This is a genomic window from Aeromonas sp. R9-2 (assembly GCF_040908025.1).
In the GTDB taxonomy this organism is placed as follows: domain Bacteria; phylum Pseudomonadota; class Gammaproteobacteria; order Enterobacterales; family Aeromonadaceae; genus Aeromonas; species Aeromonas veronii.
Window position 1 is genome coordinate 164,617 of the sequence record NZ_JBFOCX010000025.1, and the last position, 22,641, is coordinate 187,257.

Annotated in this window: 20 protein-coding genes and 1 tRNA gene; 12 read left to right on the top strand and 9 right to left on the bottom strand. The window is 59.9% G+C overall.

What is annotated here, in order from left to right; all coding sequences use genetic code 11:
- Positions 1 to 42 precede the first annotated feature (42 nt).
- From AB5Y71_RS13120 to AB5Y71_RS13130, 3 genes are all read right to left on the bottom strand, one after another.
- Entirely contained in the window at positions 43 to 1,839 is a 1,797-nt protein-coding gene (locus AB5Y71_RS13120; protein ID WP_368171762.1) for a M3 family oligoendopeptidase, read from the bottom strand.
- A 123-nt stretch (positions 1,840 to 1,962) separates the two neighbouring features.
- A complete protein-coding gene (locus AB5Y71_RS13125) occupies positions 1,963 to 2,883 on the bottom strand; it encodes a DUF808 domain-containing protein (protein ID WP_368171763.1) in 921 nt (306 codons plus the stop codon).
- Between the two features lies 1 nt (position 2,884).
- Positions 2,885 to 3,025 carry a hypothetical protein gene (locus AB5Y71_RS13130; protein WP_021231002.1) on the bottom strand — a complete coding sequence of 47 codons (141 nt, stop codon included), beginning with the start codon at positions 3,023 to 3,025 and terminating at the stop codon, positions 2,885 to 2,887.
- A gap of 250 nt (positions 3,026 to 3,275) precedes the next feature.
- Here AB5Y71_RS13130 and AB5Y71_RS13135 point away from each other — a divergent pair, with 250 nt between their 5' ends.
- A complete protein-coding gene (locus AB5Y71_RS13135; protein WP_323917379.1) occupies positions 3,276 to 3,878 on the top strand; it encodes a DUF924 family protein in 603 nt (200 codons plus the stop codon).
- A gap of 63 nt (positions 3,879 to 3,941) precedes the next feature.
- Here AB5Y71_RS13135 and AB5Y71_RS13140 read toward each other — a convergent pair whose 3' ends face one another.
- The 5 genes from AB5Y71_RS13140 to AB5Y71_RS13160 all read right to left on the bottom strand — a co-directional run bounded on the left by AB5Y71_RS13140 (position 3,942) and on the right by AB5Y71_RS13160 (position 9,306).
- A complete protein-coding gene (locus tag AB5Y71_RS13140) occupies positions 3,942 to 5,561 on the bottom strand; it encodes a methyl-accepting chemotaxis protein (protein ID WP_368171764.1) in 1,620 nt (539 codons plus the stop codon).
- Between the two features lie 104 nt (positions 5,562 to 5,665).
- A complete protein-coding gene (locus AB5Y71_RS13145; protein WP_005334018.1) occupies positions 5,666 to 6,925 on the bottom strand; it encodes a dicarboxylate/amino acid:cation symporter in 1,260 nt (419 codons plus the stop codon).
- Between the two features lie 204 nt (positions 6,926 to 7,129).
- A complete protein-coding gene (locus AB5Y71_RS13150; protein WP_201991605.1) occupies positions 7,130 to 7,561 on the bottom strand; it encodes a hypothetical protein in 432 nt (143 codons plus the stop codon).
- A gap of 212 nt (positions 7,562 to 7,773) precedes the next feature.
- Positions 7,774 to 7,850: transfer RNA gene (locus tag AB5Y71_RS13155), tRNA-Pro, on the bottom strand.
- A 112-nt stretch (positions 7,851 to 7,962) separates the two neighbouring features.
- Positions 7,963 to 9,306, bottom strand: a complete 1,344-nt coding sequence (locus AB5Y71_RS13160; RefSeq protein ID WP_213386382.1) for a dihydroorotase — start codon at positions 9,304 to 9,306, stop codon at positions 7,963 to 7,965.
- 80 nt (positions 9,307 to 9,386) lie between these two features.
- On the opposite strand from AB5Y71_RS13160, the gene AB5Y71_RS13165 reads away from it, so the two are divergent.
- Positions 9,387 to 10,262, top strand: a complete 876-nt coding sequence (locus AB5Y71_RS13165; protein ID WP_368171765.1) for a 6-pyruvoyl tetrahydropterin synthase family protein — start codon at positions 9,387 to 9,389, stop codon at positions 10,260 to 10,262.
- A 71-nt stretch (positions 10,263 to 10,333) separates the two neighbouring features.
- On the opposite strand, the gene AB5Y71_RS13170 is transcribed toward AB5Y71_RS13165, so the two are convergent.
- A complete protein-coding gene (locus AB5Y71_RS13170) occupies positions 10,334 to 12,346 on the bottom strand; it encodes a methyl-accepting chemotaxis protein (protein WP_100646263.1) in 2,013 nt (670 codons plus the stop codon).
- A 252-nt stretch (positions 12,347 to 12,598) separates the two neighbouring features.
- On the opposite strand from AB5Y71_RS13170, the gene hinT reads away from it, so the two are divergent.
- The 10 genes from hinT (at position 12,599) to glgC (ending at position 22,311) form a co-directional block, all read left to right on the top strand.
- Positions 12,599 to 12,949 carry a purine nucleoside phosphoramidase gene (gene hinT / locus AB5Y71_RS13175; RefSeq protein WP_005334033.1) on the top strand — a complete coding sequence of 117 codons (351 nt, stop codon included), beginning with the start codon at positions 12,599 to 12,601 and terminating at the stop codon, positions 12,947 to 12,949.
- Positions 12,949 to 14,385, top strand: coding sequence for a COG3014 family protein (locus AB5Y71_RS13180; protein ID WP_368171766.1), 1,437 nt, complete (start codon positions 12,949 to 12,951; stop codon positions 14,383 to 14,385). Before hinT ends, AB5Y71_RS13180 begins: the two co-directional genes overlap by 1 nt.
- 83 nt (positions 14,386 to 14,468) lie before the next feature.
- Positions 14,469 to 14,867, top strand: a complete 399-nt coding sequence (locus AB5Y71_RS13185; RefSeq protein ID WP_323894949.1) for a YcfL family protein — start codon at positions 14,469 to 14,471, stop codon at positions 14,865 to 14,867.
- Complete coding sequence (gene lpoB, locus AB5Y71_RS13190; RefSeq protein ID WP_005334041.1) at positions 14,867 to 15,463, top strand: penicillin-binding protein activator LpoB; 597 nt, start codon at positions 14,867 to 14,869, stop codon at positions 15,461 to 15,463. Before AB5Y71_RS13185 ends, lpoB begins: the two co-directional genes overlap by 1 nt.
- A gap of 10 nt (positions 15,464 to 15,473) precedes the next feature.
- Entirely contained in the window at positions 15,474 to 16,298 is an 825-nt protein-coding gene (locus AB5Y71_RS13195; protein ID WP_368171767.1) for a phosphotransferase, read from the top strand.
- Between the two features lie 3 nt (positions 16,299 to 16,301).
- Positions 16,302 to 17,159 (top strand): DUF6279 family lipoprotein, encoded by an 858-nt coding sequence (locus AB5Y71_RS13200; RefSeq protein WP_005361577.1) that lies wholly within the window; start codon positions 16,302 to 16,304, stop codon positions 17,157 to 17,159.
- Positions 17,160 to 17,255: 96 nt separating this feature from the next.
- Positions 17,256 to 17,690, top strand: a complete 435-nt coding sequence (locus AB5Y71_RS13205) for a hypothetical protein (protein ID WP_368171768.1) — start codon at positions 17,256 to 17,258, stop codon at positions 17,688 to 17,690.
- Positions 17,691 to 17,848: 158 nt separating this feature from the next.
- A complete protein-coding gene (secD, locus tag AB5Y71_RS13210; RefSeq protein WP_368171769.1) occupies positions 17,849 to 19,651 on the top strand; it encodes a protein translocase subunit SecD in 1,803 nt (600 codons plus the stop codon).
- A gap of 151 nt (positions 19,652 to 19,802) precedes the next feature.
- Positions 19,803 to 20,720 carry a protein translocase subunit SecF gene (secF, locus tag AB5Y71_RS13215; RefSeq protein WP_201957698.1) on the top strand — a complete coding sequence of 306 codons (918 nt, stop codon included), beginning with the start codon at positions 19,803 to 19,805 and terminating at the stop codon, positions 20,718 to 20,720.
- Positions 20,721 to 21,009: 289 nt separating this feature from the next.
- Complete coding sequence (glgC, locus tag AB5Y71_RS13220; protein WP_368171770.1) at positions 21,010 to 22,311, top strand: glucose-1-phosphate adenylyltransferase; 1,302 nt, start codon at positions 21,010 to 21,012, stop codon at positions 22,309 to 22,311.
- Positions 22,312 to 22,641: the final 330 nt, after the last annotated feature.

The following is a 22,641-nucleotide window of genomic DNA, read 5'->3' on the forward strand; positions in this document are numbered from 1 at the left end:
AGACTGTCCGGGGGCCTGTTGTTCATATCACCGCTGACCTAATCAGGCAGGCAACTGCGCGAAGCGTTCTACCGCCTGCGCTACTTGTGCCAGACTCCCCTGCCAGAAGGCGGCCTCACGGATATCCTGCCCCAGATGCTTGGCTACCAGCTCTTCGGCGCTCATCCGACCGGTATCGCGCAACAAGGCACGATAGGCCTCGGCAATGCCCTCTTCCCCCGCCGCCTTGCGGCTCATCAACTGCTGATAGACCCCGAGGCTGAACAGATAACCGAACAGATAGGGGTAGTTGTAAAAGCCAAACCCGGCGATGGAGAAGTGCGCCTTGGCCGCCCAGAACATGGGGTGATAGCGGGTCAGACTCCCCTCATACCAACGCCCCCATGCCTCGTCAGTCAGCGCCTTGAGCCGCTCTGCCGGCACATAACCCTGCGCCCGCTCTGCCACCAGCGCCCGCTCGAAATCGAAGCGGGCCGGGATATTGACCAGGAAGGTGGCAGCGCCATCGGCTTCGGCCCAAGCGATGACCAGCTGCTCTTCCGTGCTTTGCGCCTGTTCAAACAAGGCGCTACGCACCAGGGTTTCGGCGAAGATGGAGGCGGTCTCCGCCAGCGTCATGGGGTAACGGCGCTGGCTCATCGGCAGATCGCGAATGACCCAGTTGTGCCAGGCGTGGCCCAGCTCATGGGCCAGCGTGATGACGTTATCCATGGTGCCGGCATAGGTGACGAAGACCCGCGGTTCGACCGGTTCGGCAAACTTGGTGCAGTAGGCGCCGGTGCGGCGATTTGGCGTGGGCGCCGCATCAATCCACCCCTTCTCGGCCATCATGCGGGCAAATGCACCCATCTCGGGATCGAATCGGCTAAAGGCATCAGCAATCAACTCGATCGCCTCATCAAAAGGAATGTCACGGCTGCTGGAAGCTGGCGGCGGTGCAAAGAGATCCTCCGGCCCCAGATCGTCGAGACCAAGGCGCTCGGCCATCAGCTCCAGCGCCCGCTGACCCAACCCACGGGCTCGCCAGGCTTCGCTCATCAGGGCATCGAGGGTGGCACGCTCGATATGGCTCTGGTGGCAAGAGAGATCCAGCGCATCGAGCACACGGGTGTTGCCGCGTTGGCGGGCCAGCTCCAGCCGCCAGCCGTTAAGGGCATTGAGGATAGCGGCAACCGTCTCCTGCTCTCCCTCCCAGCCGGCGCTAATGGCATCAAAGGCTTCTAAACGCAGCGCACGTATCGGGCTGGAGAGCAGATTGCTCGCCTCGGCCAGCCCCATCTCGCGGCCATCAATGGTTAAGCGGATCTTGCCCACCAGATCGTTATAGAGGTTGCCCCAGGCGTGCAAGCCATCGGTGCCCAGACCAATCACCAGTTGCTCCGCCTCCACCGGCAGGCGCTGATCCTGCAAGCGACGCTCATGGCGCAGGCGGTACGCCTCTTCACCGAGCAGCGGATCCCTCATCAGCGCGGCGAATTCCTCTTCCGGCAACGCCAGCATCAGATCTTCCACCGGCGCGAGCGTCTTGAACAGATCGGCAATGAGGGCGCGGGCGCGGGATGCCAACTGCTTGGCCTGCGGATCCCGCGCATCCTGACTGCCGCGGCACGCGGCCAGAATGGCGACGTTCCAGCCGATATGGCGAATATCACGGGCGCGCAGCCGCACTTCCCGCAAGAAATCCAGCAGCGCTGCGTCATCGCCGCGCACCACGTCCAGACCTGCCATATAACTGGCCAGATCTTCCAGCGCGTGGCGGGCGGCGCGCATGTCCGCTTCCAGCTCGGTGCTGTCGAGACCCGGGTAGATATGGTCGTTATTCCACTGTTGTTGATACATAGCTTCTCGCAAAGACCTTCATCGGGAGGCGCAACAGACCTGCGGGCAGCAAGTCCGAAACCGGGCAACCCGAAGGCCAAAAAATGAAGAGAGGAAAAAAGAGACAATGGCCCGCAAGCTCGCTTATCCCTTGGCCGGGGCAAGACGGCTCACCAGCGTCACCACGGCAACCAGCAGCAGACCCGCCACCACACCGGCCACGGCGTTGAGCAGCGTCGGCGTCACCGCCGCCAGTACGGCCCCTACTGTGGGCAGGGTGGCGACAACAGCGGCAGCACCTTCAATCAGGTGATGGGCAAAGGGCCAGCCATGCACCAGAATGCCACCGCCCACCATGAACATGGCGATGGTACCGACCAGTGCCAGCAGGTGCATCAGACGGGGCGCCGTCACCAGCAGTCCCTGCCCCACCGCGCGGCGCAGGGCGCTGCCATCGGGCTTTTGCAGCAGATGCAGACCGATGTCATCGAGCTTGACGATCAGCCCCACCAACCCGTAGACCCCGATGGTCATCAGCAGGGCGATGCCCGCCACTACCGAGAGCTGCAGCGCGAGGCTTGCTCCCTGTACCGTGCCAAGGGCGATGACGATGATCTCGGCAGAGAGAATAAAATCGGTGCGAATCGCCCCTTTTACCTTCTGCTGCTCGAAGGCTACCAGATCATCGGGAATGGGGGCTGTATGTGCCTCCCCCTCGCTCACTTCATGGGGCAGGAACTTGTGGGCCAGCTTCTCGGCCCCCTCAAAGCAGAGGTAGGCACCTCCCAGCATCAAGAGCGGCGTGATAAGCCAGGGCACCAGGGCACTGATGGCGATGGCGGCGGGCACCAGAATCAGCTTGTTGCGAAATGACCCCTTGGCCACCGCCCACACCACCGGCAGCTCCCGCTCGGCACGCACCCCGGAAACCTGCTCCGCGTTGAGGGCCAGATCATCCCCCAACACCCCGGCAGTCTTCTTCGCCGCCATCTTGGTCATCAGCGCCACGTCATCAAGCACGCTGGCGATATCGTCGAGCAGGGCCAACAAACTGGTTCCAGCCATATCAAAGATCCCTTATATCAGTGAGAAACGTCTTCCCGAAAAATGTCTCGCGCTTGTTCACCACGACCTTGGTCATCAGCGCCACGTCATCAAGCACGCTGGCGATATCGTCGAGCAGGGCCAACAAACTGGTTCCGGCCATATCAGAGATTCCTTATATCAGTGAGAACAACACCGCGAGAGAGGTGTACGTCCCGATAACCACCAGGGTCAACAGGACCACCTCATGGCGATCGCAGGCCATCATCGGCCGAGCCAAAAATCCGGCGCTCGCCATCGGGGGTTACGTCTTGCGGGCAAAAGATGGCACAGTGTAACGAGAAGCCGCCGTTTCGGCAGCACCCCTGAGCCATTTGTTCCTGGTTCCCTCTGAATCACCTCAAGGAGTTCCCATGCAACCCTGGCAACCTCTGCTCGATTTCTGGTTTGGCGACGAAGCCGATGATGTCCTGCGGGCCACACGGCAAGCCCCGCTCTGGTGGGGAAAAAGCAGCGAAACGGATGCCCTGCTGGCCAAGCAATTTGGCGCGCAAGCAGAGGCGGCCGCCAACGGGGAGCTGGCCGACTGGGCCGATCTGCACCACGGCAGGCTAGCGCTGATCCTGCTGCTCGACCAGCTGCCGCGCAATATCCATCGCGGCACGCCTGCGGCCTTTGCCCAGGATCCGCTGGCCAGGGATCTCTGCCTGAAAGGGCTGTCCATCGGGGCGGACAAATCCCTCTCACCACTGGAGCGGGTCTTTTTCTATCTGCCGCTGGAGCATGCCGAATCCCGCGAACAGCAGGCCCGAAGTGTGGCCCTGTTCGAGGCACTCGCTGCCGAGCAGGCTGGCACACCGTCGCAAGCAACCTTCGCGGGCTTTGCCGACTTTGCCCGTCGTCATCAGGTGATCATCGAACGCTTTGGCCGCTTCCCCCACCGCAACGACATTCTGGGTCGCACCAGCACACCGGAAGAGGCGGCATTTTTGCAGCAACCGGGCTCAGGCTTCTAAGCAAGCCATATAAAAAATCCCCGCCAGCTGGCGGGGATAGCAGATGGATAACAACTCTCGGCGTTACTGAATGCGATAGCGGGATATCTGCTGGTGGATGCTCTCTGTGGTGACATTGAGTTCCTCGGCGGCGGCTGAGGTCTCTTCCGCTGTGCTGCTGGTTTGCTGCACGACCTGAGCAATCTGCTCCACCTGATGAGCGATCGACTCGGCGGCCGAACTCTGCTCGCGGATGGCATTGGTGATCTCGCCCACCTGCTCCATCACCCGGTGCGACGCACTGCGGATTTCGGCAATAATGGCGCCACTCTCGGTCGCCATGGTGACCCCCTGGCTCACCTTCTCCTCCACCAGATGCATGCGGGAGACCGTATTGTTCGACTCCTGCTGGATTGCCTCTACGGTGGCGGAGATCTCCTGGGTGGATTGCGCCGTCCGCTCTGCCAGTTTGCGTACCTCATCCGCCACCACCGCAAAGCCACGGCCGGACTCTCCGGCCCTCGCTGCTTCAATGGCCGCGTTCAAGGCCAGCAAGTTGGTCTGCCCTGCCACATCACGGATCACGTTGACCACACCGCCAATGCGCGAAATGCCCTCACCTAGCGCAATGACCTCGGCCGAGGCCTGCCGAATGGAGTCGGCGATCTCGTTGATGGCATGAACGGTGCGCTCGATGGTCCGGCCCCCTTCGGTCGCCAGTTGTCCCGACTCGTTGGTGATGCGGCTCGTCTCCTGAGTGCGCTGGGAGATATCTGTGATACTGACCGTCATCTCTTCCACACCGGCGGCGATCAGACTGGTGGCATCATTGGCCTGATTAGCCGAGCTGGCCAGGTGTTGCGCTGCCTGAGAGAGGGATTCGGCAGTGCTCTTGATCTGCAAGCTGCCTACGGAAAATTCGGTAAATGTCTGTTGCAGCGTATCGAGCAGCCGATTGACCGCATTGAGGGTCAGACCAATCTCATCCTGCTGTTTCACATCTGCTCTCAGGGTAAAGTTGAGGTCGCGCTGGATCCGGGTCAGGATATCCATGGCAGTGCGAAGGGGATTGGCCACCTGATTGAACAACCAGACAAACAGCCCCATCGTCAGCACTGTGGTACCACCGGCGATAAACAACAGAGTTTGCAGGCTGTTGTCGTAGTTCTCCTGACCCTGCTTCTTGAGCGCCAGTCCCAAATCCATATTGAAGTTGACGTGAAGCTCGATTGCCTTGGCAAACTGCTGGAACAGTCCGTATGCCTCTCCCGACAGCATGTCTCTGGCTTCATCGTTCTTGTTTTGGCGGGAGAGCTGCAGAACCTTGTCTATCTCCTGATAATATTGCGCGACAATACGTTGATCATCGTCGGTCAGGCGCCGATCTTCATCATTGGAGAGCATCTCAGCTTTGTATTTGTCGAGCAGTGAAGTGATCTGTCCCTGTATCTCGGTGATACCCGTTTCGATCTGCTGCATCCTGCTTGAGTCGGTATTGAGCACATGTGTCTGCACCAGCGAGTGCAATTCATAGAAATCAGCCTGCACTTCCTTAATCAGCGAAATACTGGGCACCGTATTGTCCGTCACATAGCCTAAATCCCGGTTGGCCGAATCGAGGCGGTTGATACTGAACCAGCTGAGAAAAATGAGCGCAAGGATAACCAGCAGGGCTATCAGTTGCAGTCGACGAGCAATATTCATAACCGTACACTCCAGATGGAAACTATCTAGCAGTGTAGACGAGCCATAAACAACAACGGCCCGCATTGGCGGGCCGTTGTTGTTTATTTTTCATGGCGTTGTGATCAGGCTTTGGCTGGCTCACTCTCGCCCAGCGCGACGGTTTCACCCAAGCTGTCTTCGGTCTTGGCAACCACGCTGGCGGCGATGGCGTTGCCCAGCACGTTGGTGGCAGAGCGGCCCATGTCGAGGAAGTGATCGATCCCCAGCAGCAGCAGGATGCCAGCTTCCGGAATATGGAACTGGTTCAGGGTGGCGGCAATCACAACCAGAGAGGCGCGCGGTACCCCGGCCATCCCCTTGGAGGTGACCATCAGCAGCAGCAGCATGGTGATCTGCTGGGCCATGGAGAGCTCGATGCCATACGCCTGGGCAATGAACATCACCGCGAAGGTGCAGTACATCATGGAGCCGTCGAGGTTGAAGGAGTAACCCATCGGCAGCACGAAGCTGGCGATGCGCTTGTCACAACCGAACTTCTCCAGACGATCCAGGGTCTTCGGATAAGCCGCTTCGGAGCTGGCGGTCGAGAAGGCGAGCAGGATGGGTTCGCGGATCATCGCCAGCAGCTTGATGACGCGACCACGCAGGAAGACGCTGCCCATGGCGATCAGCAGCAGCCAGAGGCAGGCCAGCGCGATATAGAACTGGGCCATAAAACTGCCGTAGGTAACCAGAATACCCAGCCCCTCTTTGGCCACCATGGCGGCGATGGCGCCAAACACCGCGAACGGCGCAAAGTTCATCACATAACCGGTCACTTTCAGCATGATCTCGGCAGCGCTGGCCATCAGCACCACTACCGGCTTGGCCAGATCGCCGAGCGCGGCGGCAGCCAGACCGAAGAAGAGGGAGAAGACCACGATCTGCAGGATCTCGTTGGTGGCCATCGCCTCGACCACACTCTTGGGAATGGCGTGGGTCACAAAATCTTTCAGAGTAATGGCACCGGCAGCAATGCCCGAGCTGGCGGTGTCATTGGGCAGGGAGAGCGAGAGACCCACACCCGGCTGCATCAGGGTCACCATCACCAGACCCAGGCTCAGGGACATCAGGGAGGCAAGCATGAACCAGCCGAGGGTCTTGGCACCGATACGCCCCACGGTGCGGGTGTCACCCATCTTGGCGATACCGACCACCAGGGTAGTGAAGACCAGGGGAGCGATGATCATCTTGATCAGGCGCAGGAAGATATCGGTCAGGATCGTGATGTTATTGGCGAAATCCGCAGCCTGATCTGCGGCAAACATCCGATAGCCCTGGCCGGTGAGGATGCCAAACATCATGGAGATGAGGATGGCGACCGTCAGTTTATTCATTTTCATGGGGGAGTCCCGGTTTTGATTGGTGCAAGCCGTAAACAGTGGCGTGGGAGCCACTACAGTCCGTTTTTGTGATCCGAGCCGTTGATTCCTGGCGGCTGGTATGCTGGGAGAATGCCTAAAAGCAGGGGGTAAATCTAGAGGCTTTATCCAGAATTTTATCCTGCCATTAGGTGTATGTGATATAGATCTTGCAAACCACCAATATTAATCACTGTTTATTTTGATTTCGGCGAGATATTTCGCATTCAGAGTTCGTTCATCGAGTGCCCGTGACAACAGGCGAAAAGTGAGCAGCGCCGAGATGGTATGCTGCACCTGCATCTGGGCCATAAAGAGATCCGGTTCATCTTCGTCAAAGCCGAAGATCGGCCGTGATGGGGTCACCCTGACGGCATCGCGGTTAATGGTCAGCTCATCGACCTTGAGCCAGGAGTAACCCTCTGCCAGTGCCAGCTCCCCTGCCCGCTTGAGCACATATTTGCGGGCGGTCTCCCTGTCCACCAGATCGTTGCCGACAAACTCCAGCTGCCACTTGTCAGGGCCAAGCCGGGTCTGGGAGAAACCGGTCTGGCCGTTCCAGAATGACTTTTCACTCTCGTAAGGGGTGGCGCAGCCCACCAGCAGCAGGGTGAGCATCAGCAGACAACAGGGTTTAGATACGGATGCAGACACGAGAGGCCTCGCCAGGCAAATGAGCAACAGAGTCGTTACTACACCATAAAGCGCGGTGGCTGCACAATCGACTCACGCCAGCAGCGACCTGCACGCATCACCACTGCACGCCTGTGCGGCAAATCGCAGGCAAAAGAAAAGGCCTTGTCGTTTGACAAGGCCTTTACCGGGGAATTTGGTCGGTGTGAGAGGATTCGAACCTCCGACCCTCTACACCCCATGCAGATGCGCTACCTGGCTGCGCTACACACCGACGGAGTCAGCTCGGCTGACGGGGGCAGAGTTTATGGAGATGACCCTGCCCTGTCAACAGGGAAACGCCGCCAATTCCTAAGCCACGGTGCGTTCGCCTGCTTTGCGAACAATCAGCGGTTAAAGGTCAGCCGCTTGCCCAGGATCTGGTCAGTCACCTGCCCGTTTTGCCAGGCGATCTGGCCGTTCACCAGCGTCATCTCCACCGTGCTGTGGAAGCGGTAGCCGTTGAAAGGCGACCAGCCACAGTGGTAGAGGATGTTGTCATCGTTGACCACATAGGGCTTGCCCAGATCCAGCAGCACCAGATCGGCGAAATACCCCTCGCGGATATAACCGCGATCCTGCACCTGGAAGCGCTCGGCCACCGCATGGGAGGTCTTCTTGACGATAGTCTCCAGGGTAAACACGCCGTTGTGGTAGAGCTCCAGCAGCGCCTGCAAAGAGTGCTGCACCAACGGCACGCCGGACGGCGCCTTGAAGTAACTGTTCTGCTTCTCTTCCCAGGTGTGGGGCGCGTGGTCGGTGGCGATGATGTCGAGCACATCGTTGCGTACCGCATCCAGCAGCGCCTGCTGGTCGGCGGCACTCTTCACCGCAGGGTTGCACTTGATCAGGCTGCCCTGGGTCTCGTAATCGGCTTCATTGAAGAAGAGGTGGTGAACGCACACCTCGGCGGTGATGTTCTTGTCCTTCAGCTCGCTCAGGTCGTGGCTGGCGGTAAACAGCGACAGCTCCTTGGCCGAGGTCAGATGCAGCACGTGCAGCTTGGCACCGTACTGCTTGGCCAACGCCACCGCCATGCTGGAGGATTTGTAGCACGCTTCGTCGCTGCGAATGCGGCCGTGCTCGCCCATCGGCACATTCTCGCCCCACTTGGCCCGTGCCGCCTCTTCCGCCTTGGCGATGGTCGGGGTGTCTTCGCAGTGGGTGACGATCATCACCGGACTTTCGCGGAAGATGGCCGCCAGGGTCTCCTGATTGTCCACCAGCATGTTGCCGGTCGAGGAGCCCATGAACACCTTGACCCCGCAGGACTGCTTGGGATCGAGACGCTTGATCTCTTCCAGGTTGTCGTTGGTGGCACCGAGATAGAAGCTGTAGTTGGCAACGGAGGAGTTGGCGGCGATCTGGTATTTGGCTTCGAGGGCGTCGAGGGTGGTGGTCTGGGGATTGACGTTGGGCATTTCCATGAAACTGGTGGTGCCACCGGCGACGGCGGCGCGGGATTCGCTGGCGATAGTCCCCTTGTGGGTCAATCCCGGCTCCCGGAAGTGGACCTGATCATCGATCATTCCGGGGATGAGATGGCGACCTGCGGCATCGATAACCAGCGCATCGGGCGCCTCGAGATCCGGGGCGATGCGGGCAATCCGTTCCCCCTCGATCAACACATCGGAGGCATAGATGCGGCCTTCGTTGACCAGGGTGGCATTCTTGATAAGCAGTTTGTTCATGGGGGGTTCCAGTTCCTTTGCCGATAATCGCGGGTCATAATAGCGCAAAACTGCCCTTTCTCTGTAGCAAGGCCTGACTGATGAAGTTATTTGTAAGAGATTTGACCGTGATCGACTCCAGCTACCTGTGCGAACGCCGCGGCATGGTGGGCGAGAGCTGGCTGGTAGATATCGAAATGAGCGGTGAGCTCAACGAGATGAGCATGCTGCTGGACTTTGGCCGGGTAAAGAAGCTGATCAAGTCGATCATCGATGAAGAGGTGGACCACAAGCTGCTGGTGCCGACCGAGTGCCCGCTGATCCACGTCGAGACACTGGATGGTGACGAAAGCACAGTGGATCTGCTGCGCCCGGGTCGCTCCATCCATCTGCGCTGCCCATCCCAGGGCTTTGCCTTTATCCCTGCCCCGCAAGTTGATAAAGAGTCGGTGACCCGCTACCTGCTGGCGGTGCTGGCCAAACGGCTGCCGGGCAATATCAAGGATCTCTCCCTGACCCTGCGTCAGGAGGCGATCACCGGCGCCTTCTACCACTACAGCCACGGCCTGAAAAAGCACGATGGCAACTGCCAGCGCATCGCCCACGGCCACCGCTCTCCCATCGAGATCCACATCGATGGCGAGCGCGACCAGGAGCTTGAGCTCAACTGGGCCGAACGCTGGGGCGATATCTACCTTGGCACCGAGGAGGACAAGGTGGCGCTGACCGAGCTCGCTTTGAGCCCCCGCGCCAATGCCCAGCTTGGCGAGCATCACACCGGCTTCAAATATGTGGCGCCGCAAGGGCTGTTCCAGCTGGCCATTCCCAGCGCCGAAGTGGAGATGATCGACACCGACACCACGGTCGAGCTGCTGGCCTGCTACATTGCTCGCGAAGTGAAGAAGATGGTGGGCGACAAGTTCGTCAAGATTGTCGCCTATGAAGGGGTCGGCAAGGGCGCGATTGCCTACGCCTGATCCCCTTGTCGCTGCCGCAATAAAGAGAAGGCCCCGCATCTGCGGGGCCTTGTTGTTTCAACTCTCGACCATCAGGCGCTGAGGCGGAAGCGCTTGACCAGGCTCTCCTGCTGCTCGGCAAGGGAGTCCAGCTGCTGGCTGGTCTCGGCCACCCGCTCGATCCCCTGATAGTTGAGATCCGAGATATCGGAGATGCGGTTGAGGTTGGTGGCGATATCGGCGCTGGTGGCCTGCTGCTGCTCGGCGGCAGAAGCGATCTGGCTCGACATGTCGCTGATCAGCACCACAATCCCCTGAACCTCCTCCATGGCGTTGTTGGCGTGAGAGCTCTGATCCACGCAGCTGTCCATCTCGCGAGAGCACTCCTGCATCACGGTCACCGCCTTGGCTACCCCCTGCTGCAGGTTCTCGATCATGGTCTGGATCTCGCTGGTGGACTGGGCGGTGCGGCCCGCCAGACTGCGCACCTCATCGGCCACCACCGCAAAACCGCGCCCCTGCTCGCCGGCCCGCGCCGCTTCGATGGCGGCGTTGAGGGCCAGCAGGTTGGTCTGCTCGGCAATGCCGCGAATGACATCGAGGATATTGCCGATCTGGCTGCTCATGGCGCTCACATCACCAATCACCTTGCCGGTCTGTTGCAGCTTGCCCGCCAGTTGATGAGTGGTGGTGATATTGCCTGCCATCACCTTGCGTCCCATCTCGGAGGCCTTCTCCACATCCTGCACCCGCTCCAGAGTCTGGTTGGCAGCCTGCGCCACCTCCCGCACCGAGGCCTCCATCTGGGTCATGGCGGCGGCGACCGAGGCGGTCTCCTGCCGCTGTTTCTCCAGATCCGCCCGCACTGATTCGGTGGTGTGGCGATTGCCGTGGGCGGCATCGTTAAGCTGGGCCGACGCTTGTGAAAGCTGCGCCAGCACCTCCCCCATCTGGGCAATCAGCAGGTTGATCTGGCTGCCCAGCTGGCCAAATTCGTTCTTGCTCTGAAAACCGATGCGCTGGGTCATGTCGCCCTGAGTCACTTCGGTCAGCACCCGCAGCAACTCCCTGAGCGGACGGCGAATGGCCTTGCCCAGGGTATAAGCTACCAGCATGGCGATCAGGATGGCGACGACGATGCTGGTTCCCTGTGTCAGGGTGCTCTGGCTCTGTGTGGCTTTGGCGTGCTGAATGCTTTGACTCATCAGCTGCTGACTCTGGCCGGTGATCCGCTCAAGCCGGTTCTGGATTTCGACGATCAGGGCGCTCGCCTGCTTGCTCTTCTCCCGCATCTGCTCCTGCTGCTTCATCAGCGCCAGATACTGGGAGAGCACGCCTTCGCTTGCGGTGGTGTCGCGCACAAAGCCGTGAACATAGTGGCCCATGTCGTTCTCGAAGTTCTTCAGCTCCCCCTGCAGATCCTTGATGGTGCTGTTGAACCCCTCGATCTGCATCTTGTTGCGCTTGAGCGCCCCTTCGATGGGGGCCGGAATGGTCTGATTGAGGGCGTCCATGGTGGAGAGTTCGATGGCGGAGAGCTTGGTGGTCAGGGTCTCGGAGAGCATCTTGATAAAGCTGTCGTCGATGGTGACCATCATGTCACCCAGACTCTTCTTGAACTGGGGCAGACTGACCTGAAACTGCCCCTTGGCCAGATTGACCTTGTGCAGTCGGGTGAGCAGCGCCTCGTGTTCACCGGGCAGGGTATCGGTCAGTTGCAGGTAGCTGTCGACCTGCTGGCTGAGGCTGCTCATCTCCCCTTGCAGTTCGGGGTGGTGGGCCACCTGCTGGCGCAAGACGTCGAGGCTCTTGCCCACCGCGGCCTTGGCCTGTTTCAGTTCGGCCACTTCGGCCGGCAGTTGTTTGGGGTCCTGCTCGGTGAGCACATCCCCCAGCCACTTGTTGGCGCTGAGCAGGGTGATCTGGGTCTGGCTGCTGGCAATCACCAGCGGCATAGACTGCTGGGTAACCTGCTCCAGCGCGTTCCCCAGGGTCTCCTGACTACGAAATGTGAGCAGTGAACTGGCCACCATCACGGCCACCAGGATCGCGAAGCCAAGGTAGACTCGCTGCAAGATGGAGAGATCCGACATTGTTTGTTTCATTATTGTCCCGCTGTATATGCAAAAGTCCCTTGCCTGAGTACCCCGTCCTTTTGATACCCTGCAGACCACCCTGAACAGGCGCTGCAGATGACGTCCCTCTGGCTATCGGTATTTTTAACAATAACTGAAGGGAATGGGACATCAGCTGTGTCAAATGTCGGCTTGTGTCACACTTGGCGTGCTGCTCGCCCCCCTTTCGGGAGCCGCTTGGGGTTCTAGTTCAATTTTCTGTTTCATATAAGGGAGTTAGCCATGGCGCAAGAAACCATTTTCAGCAAAATCATCCGTAAAGAGATCCCCGCCGACATCCTTTATCAAGACGATCTGGTCACCGCATTCCGGGATATCCAGCCCAAGGCCAAAACCCATATTCTGATCATCCCCAATGTACTGATCCCCACCGTCAATGACGTGGAAGCCGAACATGAACTGGCCCTTGGCCGGATGTTCACCGTGGCCCGCAAACTGGCCGCCGAGGCTGGCATCGCCGAAGATGGCTACCGCCTCATCATGAACTGCAACCGCCACGGCGGGCAGGAGGTCTACCACATCCACATGCATCTGGTCGGTGGCCAGCCGCTGGGACCGCTGCTCAGCCTGTAATGAATCGCCACGCCTCAACCTGCCGCAGCGCCCTGTTGCTCTGCGGCGCCCTGCTGTTGCTGGGAGGCTGCGCCTCCCGCTGGCAGGATATGTTTGTCTCCTACTCCGATCAGATGGTGCCCCTGCGCAACCAACTGCTGTTGCGCCATGCCGCCGAGGCGCTGCCCGAGGTGCGCGACTCCACCCTGGGGGATGACACCTTTGTGCTGGATCGGCTCGAACAGGGGCGCATTGCCTGGCTGGCGGGTCAGGATGCGGGCAGCAAGCAGGCGTTCACCGCCGCCGACAGCCGCCTTCAGTGGGAAGACAATCAGGCCGAATACCGGCTGAGCCACGGTCTGGATCAGGTGGGCAGTCTGCTCACCAACGATCAGTCGATGGCCTATCGTACTCCCGATTACGAACGCACCATGCTGCATCACTATCTGGCCCTCAACTATCTGCAACGGGGTGATGCCGATGGCGCCCTGGTGGAGGTGCGTCGGGCCAATCAGGTGCAGGAGCAGGCCCTGAAACGGCGAGCCGATGAGGTGCGCAAGGCGAAGGATGAGAGCGAAGAGGTCGAAGCAGAAGGCGAGATGCGCCAGCTGATGTCGCGCGGCGCACCGGATCTCGACCGGTTGATCGGCAAGGTCAAAAACGGTTTTCAGAACGCCTACACCTTCTATTTTTCCGCCGTGCTCTATGAGGCGGCCGGGGATCTCAACGATGCCTGGGTCGACTATCAGCGCGGCTACCAGATAGCGCCGGACAACCGCAGCCTGCAAGATGCCTTGCTGCGTCTGGCGCAGCTGCGTGGCTCACCGGACGAGATCCGCGAGACCGAGAAAAAGATAGGCCGCAAAGCACCGCCGCTTGCAAAAGATCAAGGCCAGCTGGTGGTGCTGTTTGAAGATGGTTTGATCCCGGCACGGCGCGAACTGTTCCTGCCGCTGCCCATCTCCACCTCCCGCGGCGATTTTCGCACCTTTACCGTCGCCATCCCCTATTACGATAATCGGGCCAGCGACACCGGCCCGCTGACGCTGGAAGTCGGCAAGCGGGCCTGGCAGACCAGCGAGCTGGTCAGGCTGGAAGCGCTGGCCGCCAAAGATCTGCAGGAGCGGCTGCCCGGCATGCTGACCCGCCAGGCGCTGCGACTGGTGGCCAAGGAGCAGATGCGCCGCACCGCCGCCAAAGAGGGAGGCGATGTGGGCAATATTCTGGTGGGGATCTTCAACACCCTCTCCGAGCGGGCCGATACCCGCAGCTGGCTGACGCTGCCAGCTCAGGCATCGAGCTGGCAGGGGATGGTGCCGGCAGGTGACATCAATCTCACCCTGGGCGCAGGGACGGCGCAGCGGCAATTGCCGCTCACCATCCACAAGGGACGCACCACCCTGGTCTGGGTACAGCGCCTCGGCGCCGGTCTGACCACCCGGGTGATGCCGCTCTGAGCAGATGGCGAAGAGAGATGAGCAAGACAATTAACCGGGCAGGCTCACACGCGGCCCCACTCACCCCGATTAAGGAGAGCAAGATGAAAGCATACGGGTTGGCCCTCGGGCTCGCGCTGCTGCTGACCGGCTGTGCCACCAACACCTCCGGCGTGGCGCTCTATGGCCCGGCGGGCGGTGCACCCACGCTGGAGCAGCATCAAAACGTCAACGTCACCCTGACCGAGCTGAACCGCCGCCAGCAAAATGGCCTGCTGCAGGTCAATGTGGCCGCCGCCAGCACCCAGCGCGGCGATAACAAGCTGCAATATATCTTCTATTGGTATGATGAGGCCGGTCAGGAGGTCGCCAGCGATGGCCGCGGCTGGACCCCCATCAAGCTGCATGGCTATCAGACCCGCACCCTCTCGGCCCTGGCGCCCAGCCCGGCGGCGCAGGGTTACCGGATTTACGTACGCGAAGTGATTGAGGAATCCTACTGATGAAAATGAATCATGCCCTGCTGATATTGACCTCTGCATTGCTCTTGGGCGGCTGCTCCAGCACCACCGTGAGCTATGGCGATCCCACTGAAACCGAAACCGTCACCGTCGATTACGGCTCAAGCGACCTGCAGGCCATCGCCGACAAGATGGCGGACTCCATGCTCGCCTCCCCTGCCACCAGCGAGATCACCGCAGGCGGTCGTCCGGTGATGTTTATGGACTCCATCCGCAACAAGACCTCCGAGCACATCGATACCGAAGCCATCACCGACACCATCCGCACCAAGTTGCTGCGGGCCGGCAAGTTCCGCTTCGTCGACATGAGCAAGGTGGCCGCCGTCAAGCAGCAGCTCGAATACCAGCAGAGCAGCGGCATGGTGGATCCTGCCTCCATGGTGCGTCTGGGCAAGCAGACCGGTGCCCGCTACATGGTCTATGGCAACCTCGCCAGCATCGTCAAGGACAATGGCAAGGTGAAGGATGTCTACTACCAGATGACCATGAACCTGATGGATCTGCAAAACGGCGAACTGCTGTGGGCCGATCAGAAAGAGATCCGCAAACAGGCGAAGAAATCCACCTTTGGCTGGTAACAGGCTCCCGGTGACGGGCAACTGTGATCCGCTACTGGCCAGCCTGCCCGCCCCCTGGCGGGAGGGGCAGCTGGAACCACTCGGGTTAGGCCTGACCAACTGCAACTATCGACTGCGCCTCCCCTCGGGGCGCAGTTACTTTTTGCGTCAGGGCCACCCCGACCCGGTGCGCCTTGGCATCGACCGTCCCACCGAGTGGCAGCTTTATCAGGGGGCGATGGCCGAAGGGCTGGCGCTGCCTTGCCACTATGGTGATCCCGCCAGCGGCCTGATGCTGCTCGAATGGTGCGATGAGCCAAACTGGGTGCACGCGGCACCACCGGAAGCCGATCAGCCCCGTCTGCTGGCTGAGGTGCTGCGCAAGCTCCATCGCTTGCCGCTACCTGCGGTTGTGATGGCGGTGCGAGCCCACGCGGCGGGCTATCGCGCCCGACTGGCCCGCATTCCATCCTGGCTGCCCGCCCTGGAGCGGAGCTTGCTCGCCAGCAGTGAGCCAAATGATTGCTGGCGCCCTTGCCACCATGATCTCAATCCGGCTAACTTGTTGGGAAGCAAACCCTGGGTCATCGACTGGGAGTATGGCGCGGCAGGTCACCCCGGCTTTGAGCTCGCTAGCATCCAGCGCACCCATGAGTGGCCCGCCGAGCGGCGCGACGAGCTGGAAGCTCACTATCTGCAGGCCCTGCCGCGCCACAAGTGGCCCGATTTTCAGAGCGAGGCATTTTTACCCTGGGTCGACTATATCGGCCTGCTCTGGGCCCTGCTGATGGCAGAGCAACAGCCCTCACTCGACTATGGCACCCTGATCGCCATCAACCGGCAACGACTGGAGTAACAGATGATAAACAAGGTGCGCTGGCACAAGCCGAAAACCTGGGGTCTGCTGCTGATCGGCCTGCTGCTGACCGGCTGCTCCACCCGGGTGATCTACTACTGGCTCGATACCGCCATCATCTGGCAGCTGGATGACTACTTTGCCCTCTCCTATTCGCAGAAGGATCTGCTCAGCCGCGAAGTGAAGGGGCTGATGGCCTGGCATCGCCAGCACGAGCTGCCGCGCTACGCCAGGGATCTCGATGCATTGGCCAAAGCAGTGGCCAGCCCCATGACGCCGGAGCAGATCTCGACCAACCTAGATGCGGTGCAGCAGAGCCTGACCCGCACGCTGGAAAATACTATCCCCCGCGCGGTCAGGCTGGCGCGCACCCTGACCGATGAGCAGGTAGCCCGCTTTATGACCGATCGGGTCAAGCGGCAACAGGAGCGGCAAAAGGACTTTGCCACTGAGCCCAAAGAGCAGATGCTGGCAGAGTTTCGCGACAAGATGAACAAGCGGCTCGAGTTCTGGATTGGCGAGGTGAAACCGGCACAGGCGCCACTGGTGGCCCAGTGGGCCGAATGGCAATACGAGCTGATGCCCCCCTGGCTCGAGTTTCAGGAGTCCTGGACCCAGGAGTTGGACAGGTTGATGAAGCAGCGCCAGAGTCCCGACTTTACCCGCGAACTGACTGACCTGCTGGCCGAGGGGGATGGGCTGATGGATGGCCGCTTTACCGGCTATACCGAACAGTCGCGCCAGCGTACCGTCAACTGGCTGAGCGCCATGAGCCAGTCGCTGGATATCTCCCAGCGGGCCCATCTCTACTCCCTGCTCAAGGGCTACGCCCGCGACTTCAAGCAGATGAGCGGCAGCTGATAGAAGGCACCGAATGGAGCCGTGCGCCCGGGGCAACCTTGTTCAAACCGGGCGCTTATGGTAGTTTGCCCTTTCTATTTATCGGGAATTAACTTTTTGCGCCTTATCGACAAAGTAAAACTGGTGCTGGTAACTCTGGTTATCGCCCTCACCCTGCTTTGTTCCATCACCCGAATGGAAGGCCCGCTGCTACCCGCATCTCCCCAGAGTGAACAGCAGCAGACTCAGGTGTTCAATCAGCTTAGCGACAGCGACGATGGCATCATCAAGTTTGTTGGCAGCCATCAGAATCACCTGCTGCGTCTCGAACAATCCCTGCGCAGTGACAACCAGCCCAAGAGTGTGGTCTACGAGCTGATCCAGAGCTGGTCGGCCCAGGCCATCCTGCTGTTGCTGCTCGGCTGGCTGATGCTGGCACCCGAGCTCTATCACAAACAGAGTTTTCGCGATCGCTTTGGCGCGATCCACCGACGCCATCTACAGCGCCAACATCTGCAATACCGCTTCACCCAGAGCTATCTGAGCGCCTGACCCCGGAGGGGCTGGCACATCCACTGTTTGCTCATCTCCTCTTCCTGACGGATCCGGCTACTGCCTGATCCGCATCTGATACATCCCATTTTTTGCGCCTTGCCGAGCCTTGTTGCTATCGGCCCGGGCACCATTCTCCTGACAGAGGCTTGTTTGCCATGAGAAAGAGCAATCGCACCGTTCTCAACCGCATGAGCAAGTGGCAGTACGCACTGCTGTTGTTGATGCTGTTGACCTTTACCTTTTACTCCCTGCCCACCTTTTTCGGTGAGCAGCCCTCCCTCGGCCTGCACGGACAGCAGCGCCTGACCACCCAGCAACAGATGCTGCTGAGCGACAAACACCTGACACCGGTCAAAGTAATCGAGCAACCCGAGCGGGTCGAGCTGGTCTTTGCCAGCCAGGGCGAACAGCAGCGCGCCAAGCAGTTGCTGGAGCAGCAAGGGGTCGACAGTGCTGCCCTGACACTGGAGTTTCACTCCAATGCGCCGGCCTGGATCACCCGTCTCGGCGCCGACCCCATCAAGCTGGGGCTCGATCTGCGTGGCGGCTCCCAGCTGCTGATCGGGGTGGATGTGGACTTTGTCATCGACAATCAGACCAAGAATCTGGTGGATACCCTGCGCACCCGTTTCCGTGAAGCCAACCTGCGCGGCGCCAGCGTCACGCGCACGGCACAGGGCGCCGTAGCCGTCACCCTGCCGGAGGTGGCCGAACAAGAGAGCTGGCTCGCCATCATCAAGGAGAGTGCCGGTACCCGTCAGGATCAGTGGAAGCTGACCCGCTCCAGCAATGATCTGAAACTGGTGCTGAGCGATGCTGAGCGCACCCTGCTGGTCAACAACGCCGTGACCCAGAACCTGTCGATCCTGAAAAAACGGATCAACGAACTCGGCATCGTCGAAGCCTCGGTGGTGCGTCAGGGGCAGGATGGCATCCGTATCGAACTGCCCGGGGTACACAACCCCAAGCAGGCGAAAGAGGTGATCGGGGCCACCGCCTCGCTGGCCTTCTACGAGGCCAAAGCCGACAGCCACTTCTATATCGCCGATCGCAACGGTCAGGCCGTCGGCATGGCACGCAAGCCGGTACTGACCGGCGAGCACATCGTCGATGCCCGCGCCAATATGGGCGAGATGGGTCAACCCCAGGTCAATATCGTGCTCGACACCCTGGGTGGCAGCAAGATGAACCAGTTCAGCCGCCAGCATGTGGGCAAGCCGATGGCGACCGTCTTCACCGAGTACAAGACCAACGCCCAAGGCAAACTGCGCGCCCAGAGCGAGGTGATCAACGTCGCCACCATCCAGACCGCCCTTGGCAACCAGTTCCGCATCACCGGCATTGGCAGTCTGCCGGAGGCGCAAGAGCTGGCCATGCTGCTGCGTGCCGGCGCCCTCACCGCCCCGCTCAAGATCCTGGAAGAACGCAGTATTGGCCCGACGCTGGGGATGCAGAATATTGAGGCGGGCTTCACCGCGCTGGCCTTCGGCATGGCAGGCATGATGCTGTTCATGATGGCCTGGTACCGCAAATTCGGCTGGGTTGCCATCACGGCGCTGGTCGCCAACCTGTTGATGCAGGTCGGCATGCTGGCAGTGCTGCCGGGCGCCGTGTTGACCCTGCCGGGGATCGCAGGTCTGGTGCTGACGGTGGGCATGGCTGTGGATACCCATGTGCTGATCTTCGAGCGGATCAGGGACCGTCTGCGAGAAGGGGGCTCACTGGCCAACGCCATCGACTTTGGCTATCGCTCGGCCTTCCACACCATATTCGATGCCAACATCACTACGCTCATCTGCGCCGTGGTGCTCTATTCCATCGGCTCCGGGCCGCTGCAGGGCTTCTCCATCACCCTCATTCTGGGTCTGCTCTCCAGCATGATCACCGGGATCTGGGGGACGCGCGCCATCATCAACCCCCTGTGGGGACGCAGCAGCGAGCGCACGCTGAAGGTGTAACGGGACAGCAGTCCCTCTGATGAGCGGCTTTGACTGCGCCATCGGCCATGGATATGGCCGGAGCGGCCAAAGCAGAACACTATTTTCCCGGCGTGTCGCGACACGTTGTGATGGGCCAACAGCCTGATGCTGGCTGGCCAAGGAGAGAATTATGTTGAGAATGATCGTTGCCATGGGGCTGACCCGTTGGCGTTATATTGGCCTGTGGGCTTCCATCCTGCTGACCGTGGCCAGCATCGCCATCTTGCTGGTGAACGGCCTGACACTGGGGCTCGATTTTACCGGCGGGATCCTGCTGGAGTTTCATATCCAGACCCTGAAAGAGGCCCATGAGCTCAATGCCATGCTGGTCTCCCCGCTGGCGGGAGCCGTTGAGCTCAGCTCGGCCGGTATTCCCGGCGAGTGGCTGATCAAGCTGCCCCCCCACGAACTGCCCTGGCCCGCGGCAGATCTCGCCACCATGCTGACCCAGCAGTTGGGGATGCCGGTCGAGTTGCTGCGCACCACCATCGTCGGCCCTCAGGTGGGTGCCGAGCTGTTCCAGCAGGGGATGCTGGCGGTGCTGGTCGCTTCGCTGGCGATGTCGGCCTATCTGGCGTTTCGTTTCGAGTGGCGTCAGGCCATCGGAATCCTGCTCTCGGTAGTCCATGACGCCATCGTGGCACTGGGACTGCTGTCACTCTTTCAGATCGAATTCGATCTGAACATCATCGCCGGCTTGATGGCGGTGATCGGCTACTCCCTCAACGACAGCATCGTCATCTCGGACAGGTTGCGGGATCTGCTGAGCTCGCGTACCCAGATGGGCATCCACGAGTGCTCCGATGTGGCCATCAAGGCGACCTTCAGTCGCACCATGATCACCTCGGGCACCACCCTGTTTACCGTGGGCGCTCTGTTGCTGTTTGGCGGTGACGCCCTCTACGGCTTCTCCTTCACCCTGTTTGCCGGGATCCTGGTGGGCACCGTATCCTCCATTACCGTCGCCTCGACCGTGCAGGAGCTGCTTGGGCTCACCCCTCAGGCCTACCAGAAGAAGAGCGAGGAGCCACTGGCCAACGCAGCTTGAACCTTGTTAATCAGGCCCGACTCACCGGGTCTCAACGAACCGGGCCCCTGCCAACCATTGGCAGGGGCTTTTTCCATCCCTCCTCTCGGTCTCTCGCCGCCCCTTTTGTTGCTCGGCTCGCCTCAATTGACAACTGACCATATTGAAAGCAATGACGGATCAACCCGTCATTTTTAATAACAAAAAGGTCATTTTATTACATCAGAAACCATAAAATGTGACTGAAAGCACTTTCTTGAGGGCTCAAAGGAGGCAACATTGTAGTGATTTATCTACAAAGGGATATGAGATGTTGTTACAACCTGCCAATACAGCAAAATCCAGACAGTTGCTGAACGAGACCATGGCTTTGGTACTCGCAGGAGGGCGGGGTAGTCGCCTCAAACAGTTAACCGACAACCGTGCAAAACCTGCCGTTCATTTCGGCGGCAAATTCCGCATCATCGATTTCGTGCTCTCCAACTGCATCAACTCCGGCATCCGTCGGGTCGGTGTCGTGACCCAGTACAAATCCCACAGCCTGTTGCGCCATCTCCAATCGGGCTGGTCTTTCCTGCGCTACCAGATGAACGAGTTTATCGATCTGCTCCCTGCCCAGCAGCGGGTGGATGAGGTGAACTGGTATCGGGGTACCGCCGATGCGGTCTACCAGAATCTGGATATCATCCGCGATCACGCCCCCAAATATGTGGTGGTGCTGGCAGGCGACCACATCTACAAGATGGATTACGCCGCCATGCTGCTCGATCACGTCAATATGGGCGCCAAGGTGACCGTTGCCTGCATCGAGGTGCCACGCAGTGAAGCAAGCGCCTTCGGGGTAATGGCGGTGGATGATGATCGCAAGATCAATGCCTTCGTCGAAAAGCCCGCCAACCCGCCCGCCATGCCGGGCAAGGCCGACACCGCGCTGGCCTCCATGGGCGTCTATATCTTCGATGCGGAGTATCTCTATCAGCTGCTGGAAGAGGACATTGCCAACGAGCAGTCCCATCACGATTTCGGCATGGACGTGATCCCCCGCGTGGTGAAAGAGGGCACCGCATTCGCTCACCCGTTTGGCATGTCCTGTGTCGGCTGCTGTCCGGATCGCCGCCCCTACTGGCGCGATGTGGGCACCGTGGACTCCTTCTGGGAGGCCAATATGGATCTCGCTTCCGTCACGCCTGAGCTGGATATCTACGATCAGGACTGGCCCATCTGGACCAGTCAGAACATGACTCCTCCCGCCAAGTTCGTGCAGGACCGAAACGGCCAGCACGGCATGACCATCAACTCCATGTTTGCCGGGGGCACCATCGTCAGTGGCTCTTTCATCCTGAGTTCGGTGCTCTTTACCAATGTGCGGGTCGACTCCTTCTGCACCCTGGATCAGGCCGTTATCTTCCCGGGTGTGGAGATAGGTGCCGGTTGCCGACTGCGCCGGGTGGTGATCGACAAGGGGTGCAAACTGCCGGAAGGCACGGTGATCGGTGAAAACGCCGATGAAGATGCACGTTGCTTCCACCGCTCCGAGCAGGGCATAGTGCTGGTCACCCAGGGGATGCTCACTCGCCTGAACAAAGAGCTGCAGGGAAAACAGAAGCGCTGATCCGCAGCCAGACGGGGTACCCCTTCCTACCGCAAAGGGAGCCATTATGGCTCCCTTTTTCTATGGCTGACCAGATAGCCACCTCACCCATCATTGCCATCGCGTTGCAGTCTCCCAGAGATACCATTTACTGTGGGTAAACAGCTGGGCAACGCAGCCTTCACGCCCTCAAGCTGTAAACATTAAATTACACAAAAACCATTAAGCCTCCGAAAAACCCTCTGTATTATTCCTGTTCGCACTATATAGCAGCTCCTTTATCTGACTTTTTAGCGGTAAATCCGCTAGTTTCACTTGATTGTTTGCTTTTCCTTGGTAAGGTGAGGGCGG

Excerpts from the sequence above, each read along its gene's own strand:
- AB5Y71_RS13120 (WP_368171762.1), bottom strand. The coding sequence starts at position 1,839 with ATGTATCAACAACAGTGGAATAACGACCATATCTACCCGGGTCTCGAC.
- AB5Y71_RS13125 (WP_368171763.1), bottom strand. The coding sequence starts at position 2,883 with ATGGCTGGAACCAGTTTGTTGGCCCTGCTCGACGATATCGCCAGCGTG.
- AB5Y71_RS13130 (WP_021231002.1), bottom strand. The coding sequence starts at position 3,025 with ATGGCCGGAACCAGTTTGTTGGCCCTGCTCGACGATATCGCCAGCGTG.
- AB5Y71_RS13135 (WP_323917379.1), top strand. The coding sequence starts at position 3,276 with ATGCAACCCTGGCAACCTCTGCTCGATTTCTGGTTTGGCGACGAAGCC.
- AB5Y71_RS13140 (WP_368171764.1), bottom strand. The coding sequence starts at position 5,561 with ATGAATATTGCTCGTCGACTGCAACTGATAGCCCTGCTGGTTATCCTT.
- AB5Y71_RS13145 (WP_005334018.1), bottom strand. The coding sequence starts at position 6,925 with ATGAAAATGAATAAACTGACGGTCGCCATCCTCATCTCCATGATGTTT.
- AB5Y71_RS13150 (WP_201991605.1), bottom strand. The coding sequence starts at position 7,561 with ATGCTCACCCTGCTGCTGGTGGGCTGCGCCACCCCTTACGAGAGTGAA.
- AB5Y71_RS13160 (WP_213386382.1), bottom strand. The coding sequence starts at position 9,306 with ATGAACAAACTGCTTATCAAGAATGCCACCCTGGTCAACGAAGGCCGC.
- AB5Y71_RS13165 (WP_368171765.1), top strand. The coding sequence starts at position 9,387 with ATGAAGTTATTTGTAAGAGATTTGACCGTGATCGACTCCAGCTACCTG.
- AB5Y71_RS13170 (WP_100646263.1), bottom strand. The coding sequence starts at position 12,346 with ATGAAACAAACAATGTCGGATCTCTCCATCTTGCAGCGAGTCTACCTT.
- hinT (WP_005334033.1), top strand. The coding sequence starts at position 12,599 with ATGGCGCAAGAAACCATTTTCAGCAAAATCATCCGTAAAGAGATCCCC.
- AB5Y71_RS13180 (WP_368171766.1), top strand. The coding sequence starts at position 12,949 with ATGAATCGCCACGCCTCAACCTGCCGCAGCGCCCTGTTGCTCTGCGGC.
- AB5Y71_RS13185 (WP_323894949.1), top strand. The coding sequence starts at position 14,469 with ATGAAAGCATACGGGTTGGCCCTCGGGCTCGCGCTGCTGCTGACCGGC.
- lpoB (WP_005334041.1), top strand. The coding sequence starts at position 14,867 with ATGAAAATGAATCATGCCCTGCTGATATTGACCTCTGCATTGCTCTTG.
- AB5Y71_RS13200 (WP_005361577.1), top strand. The coding sequence starts at position 16,302 with ATGATAAACAAGGTGCGCTGGCACAAGCCGAAAACCTGGGGTCTGCTG.
- secD (WP_368171769.1), top strand. The coding sequence starts at position 17,849 with ATGAGAAAGAGCAATCGCACCGTTCTCAACCGCATGAGCAAGTGGCAG.
- secF (WP_201957698.1), top strand. The coding sequence starts at position 19,803 with ATGTTGAGAATGATCGTTGCCATGGGGCTGACCCGTTGGCGTTATATT.
- glgC (WP_368171770.1), top strand. The coding sequence starts at position 21,010 with ATGTTGTTACAACCTGCCAATACAGCAAAATCCAGACAGTTGCTGAAC.